Genomic DNA, 6,329 nt, shown 5'->3' with positions numbered 1-6,329 from the left:
ACTGATAAGATGAAGGACTCTAGCATCATTGCCTCGGTCGGCACGACTGGTGATTCATACGATAACGCACTGGCTGAAACGGTTAACGGGCTGTATAAATCTGAGGTAATTGACTATTTAAAGGAGAATTGGACTGGCGTTAATGATGTTGAACTGGCAACCCTTGAATGGGTGGACTGGTTTAATAAAACACGTCTGCATAGCACGATTGGTTATGTGTCACCTTTTGAGTTTGAAAAGCGGTATTACGATAATTTAACCCTGTCAGGCATCGCTGCCTGACTCAAGTAAATCACTCTCCGATATAGTCGGGGCGGTTCAGCTCAATTAACAACCCATCCAGATGTGGATGAACAACGCTTTTATACCTAAATATAAGGTGTAATCCTCGATAACCATCTGGTTTTGGATCATGGATATAGTCATTCAATTTTTTCAGATCATGATCAAATCGGCTACTTTTTTCAAGTATATTTTTTTGCAAACGATACACTTCACCTACTGTAGATAATACAATGCGTAAACCTCCAATGTCTTGCATTCGTGCTAAATTCATATCTTGAAAACGCTGTAATTTCAAGATGATAGACGGTGTTCGCTTCAATCTTTGTGCAATAATTGGTGAGTAGAAATTTAGACTTTTAACTTTTCTCCTTAGAGTTGTCTGAAAGGTATTTAATGGAGTAGTATGTAAAGAACGCCATATAGAAAGAACTTGCATTGCCTTTTTATATTCTGATGTGGATGAGTTACTATTAGCTAAGGCTTCTCCAGCCTTTTTAACCTGTTTTTTGCTTGGTATACTATCTTTCATTTACAACTCTCCATTGAAACTTAATATTATAAGATCCATCATAATATTTAAGTTCATACTTATACTTCACAATATAAACTTTAAGTTTTAGAAGATCTATTTATTTCAGATTATCACAACTTATAACACCAACGATAGTATACCCAACAAAGCTAATTTTCTAAGAAGCAGCTTCAAAAATGAAAGTTCAACCATAAAAAAGCCACCAGATTTCTCTGATAGCTTTTTCTTAAACACTAATTAAGTCAGGTCTATTACACCAAACTATTCACCGCTTCAACCACAGCGTCAGTCGTAATACCAAACTCTTTATACAAGTCACTTGCAGGTGCAGATTCGCCATAAGTGGTCATCCCGATGACTTTGCCATCGAGACCGACAAACTTATACCAGTAGTCTACGTGCGCCGCTTCTACTGCGACGCGGGCGCGGATGGTGGCAGGCAATACCGCTTCGCGATAGCTAGCATCTTGCTCAACGAAAATCTCGGCACATGGCATAGACACCACACGGACGCCAATACCATTTTCGCTAAGCGTCTTGTGCGCTTGCATCGCTAGGCCAACTTCTGAACCGGTTGCGATGATGATGGCTTGTAGCTCGCCTTGCTCTTTCGCCAGTACATAACCACCTTTGGTGATGTTCGCGACTTGCTCGCTATCACGTGCTTGATGTGGCAAGCTTTGACGGCTAAAGATCAATGCTGATGGGTTATTTTCTGATTTGATTGCTTCTACCCAAGCGCTTGCAGATTCGGTAGCATCACAAGGGCGCCATGTACGTAGGTTTGGCGTGGTACGTAGGCTCGTCAATTGCTCAACTGGCTGATGCGTTGGGCCGTCTTCACCCAGACCGATAGAGTCATGCGTATAGACGTGGATGACGCGCTGCTTCATCAGTGCGCCCATGCGTACCGCGTTACGTGCATATTCCATAAACATCAGGAACGTCGCTACGTAAGGGATAAAGCCGCCATGCAATGCAATACCATTGGCAATCGCGGTCATACCGAACTCGCGCACACCATAATAGATATAGTTGCCATCGCTGTCTTTCTCGATGCCTTTAGCGCCTTTGAATAACGTGAGGTTTGAGCCCGCTAAATCTGCTGAGCCGCCTAGTAGTTCTGGCAGTAATGGCTGCAAGCTGTTGATCGCGTTTTGGCTGGCTTTACGACTAGCAACATCACCGCCCGCTTCTTGCGTTTGCTGAATGTACGCTTGCGCTTGGCTAGCAAAGTCAGCAGGCAACTCACCATTTAGACGACGTGACAATTCTGCGGCAAGCTCTGGATAGGCTTTTTTATATGCTGCAAAGTCAGCATCCCAGTTCTTTTGCTGCACATCGCCTTTGGCTTTGGCATCCCACGCTTCATAGATTTCATCGTCTAGCTCAAATGGGGCATGTTTCCAAGACAGCGCATCACGAGTCAAGGCAATTTCATCATCACCAAGTGGCGCGCCATGACTGGCCGCAAGACCTTGTTTGTTCGGGCTACCAGCACCGATAGTCGTTTTGCAAATAATTAGGCTTGGCTTAGCAGTCTCTGCAATTGCTTGCTCAGTTGCTTGCGTAATGGCATCAGTATCATGACCATCAACTTTGATCACTTGCCAGCCGTACGACTCAAAGCGAGCTTCGGTATCATCAGTGAACCAACCTTCAACATTACCATCGATTGAGATGCCATTGTCATCATAGAAGAATACCAATTTGCCAAGACCTAATGTGCCAGCGAGCGAGCACACTTCATGACTGATACCTTCCATCAAGCAGCCATCGCCTAAGAACGCATAGGTATGATGATCAACGATATTATGACCGTCACGGTTGAACTGCGCTGCGAGTGTCTTCTCTGCAATCGCAAAACCAACAGCATTGGCAATACCTTGTCCTAGAGGACCAGTCGTCGTCTCAACACCAGGGGTATAGCCATACTCAGGGTGACCTGGGGTTTTTGAATGCAGCTGACGAAAGCCTTTTAGGTCATCAACGCTGACATCATAACCTGATAAATGTAGCAATGAATAAATAAGCATAGAGCCATGACCGTTTGACAGTACAAAGCGGTCACGGTTGTGCCAATTAGGATCAGCTGGATTGTGCTTCAAAAATTTGCGCCACAAAACCTCGGCAATATCAGCCATACCCATTGGCGCACCCGGATGTCCAGAGTTGGCTTTTTGAACCGCGTCAAACGACAGTACACGGATGGCATTGGCTAGTTTACGTTCGCTAATTGGAGCTGGCATAGAGTGTCCTAATATTCGAATGAGTCGTATAAAGATAAGAGGAGAGTTTACTCAGAGGATGATCCACCAAAAACGCGGCGTGCGTCCTCAGTGGATAGGGTATAAAATAAAAATGCAATATTAACATATTTGCTATGAGCCTAGCCAAAAATGCGGTGACAATACCGTTTCTATTTAGCAATGACTCACATCAGTTTTGTTAAACGATAGACAGTCATAGATTTTAATTTAAGCTATCAGTAACAAGCTGCAAGTGACCTAAGTGACCTAAGTGACCTAAGTGACAAGCAGCTCATTACTTATAGTCCATTTATTAAACTGAAATAGTCTCAGCACCGCCCATAAATGGACGCAATACTTCTGGAATCGTAATGCTACCATCAGCGTTTTGATGATTTTCCATCACTGCTAGTAGCGTACGACCAACCGCCAATCCTGAACCGTTCAAAGTATGAGCTAAGCTGGTTTGCTTGCCATCTTTGACACGCGTACCCATACGGCGCGCTTGGAAATCGCCACAGTTAGAGCAGCTAGAGATTTCGCGGTAGGTATCTTGGCTTGGTAGCCATACTTCGATGTCATAGGTCTTTTGTGCGGCAAAACCCATATCGCCCGTACATAGCTGTACCGTGCGGTATGGCAACTCAAGCTGCTGCAAGATATATTCGGCCTGCCCTGTCATTGCCTCTAGCAAGTCATCAGACTGATCGCTGGTGCCAACATTGACCATTTCGACTTTTTCAAACTGATGCTGGCGGATCAGACCACGGGTATCACGACCGTGCGAGCCCGCTTCACTACGGAAACATGGCGTATGCGCGGTGAATTTTAGCGGTAGCTCTTTGATATCCAAACGCTCTCCGCGTACCAAGTTGGTCATCGGCACTTCTGCAGTCGGAATCAGATAAAAATCCATCTCATCGTTATTCGTGTGATTGCTTAGCTTAAACAAATCCTCTTCAAACTTAGGCAGCTGACCCGTTCCTTTTAGACTATCGCTATTGACAATATAAGGCACATAGGTCTCAAGATAGCCGTATTTCATGGTATGGGTGTTGAGCATAAACTGGATCAGTGCACGATGCAGCTGCGCCAATTGGCCTTTTAGCACGTTAAAACGGCTACCTGTCAGTTTGGTTGCGGCCTCAAAGTCGAGCATGCCAAGCGTCTCACCGATATGCGTGTGATCTTGAATCTCAAAATCAAACGTACGCGGCGTGCCCCACTTACGCACTTCTACGTTATCGTCTTCTGACGTACCCACTGGTACATCTGCCGCTGGAATATTTGGAATCTGCAGCGCCGCTTGAGTGATGCGCTCTTGCAGAGTACGTAGCTCGTCTTCAGCAGCTTTGATCTCACCGCTAACGCTTTGCATTTCAGCCAATAGCTCACTGGCATCTTCGCCTGATTTTTTTAGAGCGCCGACTTGCTTAGCCCCAGCGTTACGGCGCGATTGCCATTCTTCTGTTTTGACTTGCAATGACTTACGCTCGGATTCAATCGACTGCCAAAACTCCATATCAAGCGTATAGCCACGAGTGGCCAGTTGTTGCTGTAAATCGCTTAAATCGCCGCGTAAGAGTTTTGGATCAATCATAATCGTTGCCTGTAACACTAAGAGTGAATAAGAAGTTTAAACATTATTAGTATGATTATTGGTCAGCTTATACTTATTGCAAAGCTTCATAACTCAATAACTACCTTGCCATGCTGCCATATTTTTTATCAAACCATATGGGTGCCGCTATCATACCAAGACCCAGCAGATTTGACCATGCTTTGAGCTTTTTTGAGCGCTTTTAGCGTGATTTTGGGCTACTACTTTCATTATTCATAGCCAGTCATACTTACCCGAAATGCATATCCTATATGTTCAACTTACTTTAATAAGGATCATCTACCTTTATTAAAGCCATTAATATCGCCGCTATCAGTGAACAGATCCGCTTATATGTTTCATTTAAGAGTACTTTTCGGTAAGATAAGCGCATACCTTTATTTACCTACAGCCAAGTAGTAAATCATGACTTGGCTTTGGCGATGTAAACCCAAAACTTTTAACATAAGCATCTGAGAAACCTTTATGGCCCTGTATCCTTACACGCTCCAACCTGTCGCCTTAAACCTAACTGAAGCTGAATTCCTTCAAGCCCAATATGAACTGTTTGCCAGTGCCAGCCCCTCTTTTGGTCTGTCAAGCTTTAAGACCAAAGAATGGATCATTATGGCTGTGGTTGTGGTACTGGCTATTGCAGGACTGATCTTTGTAACAGGCTACTCAACCATCATTTTTTGGTTGATGCTCGTTGGTGTGGTGATTTATCTATTGGCGCGTACTTTAGGCTTTAGATGGTATGTAAAAAGAGAGTTTGAAAAACAAATTGCTGATCAAGAGATGCCAGATGAAATGCGTCAAATGAAGCTAGGTGTACAAAAACATGGTCTGGTCATGGCAATGCCAAGCAACCAGCCTGAGATGATGAAAAACTCGCAAATGCGCGGTATGCAAATGCGTGCAGGTGCGACCCAGCAAGCGGTTATTCCGTGGACTGCTATCAAGAGCTGGGACGAGACTGACGACTATATCTTTATGATGTTTGAGATGAAAGGCCAGCAAGGTAGCCAAATTCTTCCGAAACGTTTGCAAGCGCAAAAATTCCCTATCGATACGGTACGTCAACATCTACAAGAAGTGGTTCCGGTCAAAGGCTTAAATCCTGAAAACTTGCAGCCGCCAGTATAACGGTTATCAGCTCTCTCTATCGTTTAGAAAAACAATAGAAAAAGCTAATTATAGTTTTATAAAATAAATCGTAAAAGTGAATTTATTATATTTAACTTACTAATGATAGTTTGCTATTATTATAAGCATCAAAGGAAGAGCTAGAGCTTATATAGATATTAGACCTCTTGCAAAAGTAGCAAAGGGAATTAAAATAGGAAGACACTCATAACTTTTTAGGAACCATGCCAAACATAAATAAGCTACTCAAACAAAGTGACGCTGGTTTTAAACGCTACACTGGCATTCATAAAGCCACCTTTTATGACATGCTTGAGGCCATGCAAGAGCATGAAGCATCTAAGACCAAATCAGGCAGACCAAGTGTGCTCAGTCTTAAAGCACAAATACTATTAGCCCTGACTTATTGGCGTGAATACCGCACGCTTTATCATATCAGTATGGACTTTGGTATTCATGAGTCTTCTGCTAGCCGTATCATTCGTAAAGTAGAAGACATCCTGATTGACTCTGGCAA

Annotated in this window: 6 protein-coding genes; 3 read left to right on the top strand and 3 right to left on the bottom strand. The window is 43.6% G+C overall.

Going from position 1 to position 6,329, the window contains the following annotated elements; all coding sequences use genetic code 11:
• Positions 1-282: integrase core domain-containing protein (locus tag BLR43_RS13095; RefSeq protein ID WP_143007458.1), on the top strand; the 282-nt coding region annotated here is incomplete at its 5' end.
• Positions 283-292: 10 nt separating this feature from the next.
• Here BLR43_RS13095 and BLR43_RS13090 read toward each other — a convergent pair.
• From BLR43_RS13090 to serS, 3 genes are all read right to left on the bottom strand, one after another.
• Positions 293-814, bottom strand: coding sequence for a RelA/SpoT domain-containing protein (locus BLR43_RS13090; protein WP_093071430.1), 522 nt, complete (start codon positions 812-814; stop codon positions 293-295).
• A gap of 254 nt (positions 815-1,068) precedes the next feature.
• Entirely contained in the window at positions 1,069-3,066 is a 1,998-nt protein-coding gene (gene tkt, locus BLR43_RS13085; RefSeq protein WP_093071429.1) for a transketolase, read from the bottom strand.
• A 313-nt stretch (positions 3,067-3,379) separates the two neighbouring features.
• Positions 3,380-4,666 carry a serine--tRNA ligase gene (serS, locus tag BLR43_RS13080; protein ID WP_093071428.1) on the bottom strand — a complete coding sequence of 429 codons (1,287 nt, stop codon included), beginning with the start codon at positions 4,664-4,666 and terminating at the stop codon, positions 3,380-3,382.
• Between the two features lie 486 nt (positions 4,667-5,152).
• Here serS and BLR43_RS13075 point away from each other — a divergent pair, with 486 nt between their 5' ends.
• A complete protein-coding gene (locus BLR43_RS13075) occupies positions 5,153-5,812 on the top strand; it encodes a YcxB family protein (protein WP_093071427.1) in 660 nt (219 codons plus the stop codon).
• A gap of 224 nt (positions 5,813-6,036) precedes the next feature.
• Positions 6,037-6,329, top strand: a 293-nt coding sequence (locus BLR43_RS13070; RefSeq protein WP_143007457.1) for a helix-turn-helix domain-containing protein, incomplete at its 3' end; no start/stop codon positions are given.

It is taken from the genome of Psychrobacter pacificensis, assembly GCF_900101915.1.
Classification (GTDB): domain Bacteria; phylum Pseudomonadota; class Gammaproteobacteria; order Pseudomonadales; family Moraxellaceae; genus Psychrobacter; species Psychrobacter pacificensis.
Note: the sequence above shows the minus strand (reverse complement) of the source record. Positions and strands in the feature narration are given on the sequence as shown.

Bases quoted from the DNA above. Each gene is read 5' to 3' on its own strand.
- BLR43_RS13090 (WP_093071430.1), bottom strand. From the start codon at position 814: ATGAAAGATAGTATACCAAGCAAAAAACAGGTTAAAAAGGCTGGAGAA.
- tkt (WP_093071429.1), bottom strand. From the start codon at position 3,066: ATGCCAGCTCCAATTAGCGAACGTAAACTAGCCAATGCCATCCGTGTA.
- serS (WP_093071428.1), bottom strand. From the start codon at position 4,666: ATGATTGATCCAAAACTCTTACGCGGCGATTTAAGCGATTTACAGCAA.
- BLR43_RS13075 (WP_093071427.1), top strand. From the start codon at position 5,153: ATGGCCCTGTATCCTTACACGCTCCAACCTGTCGCCTTAAACCTAACT.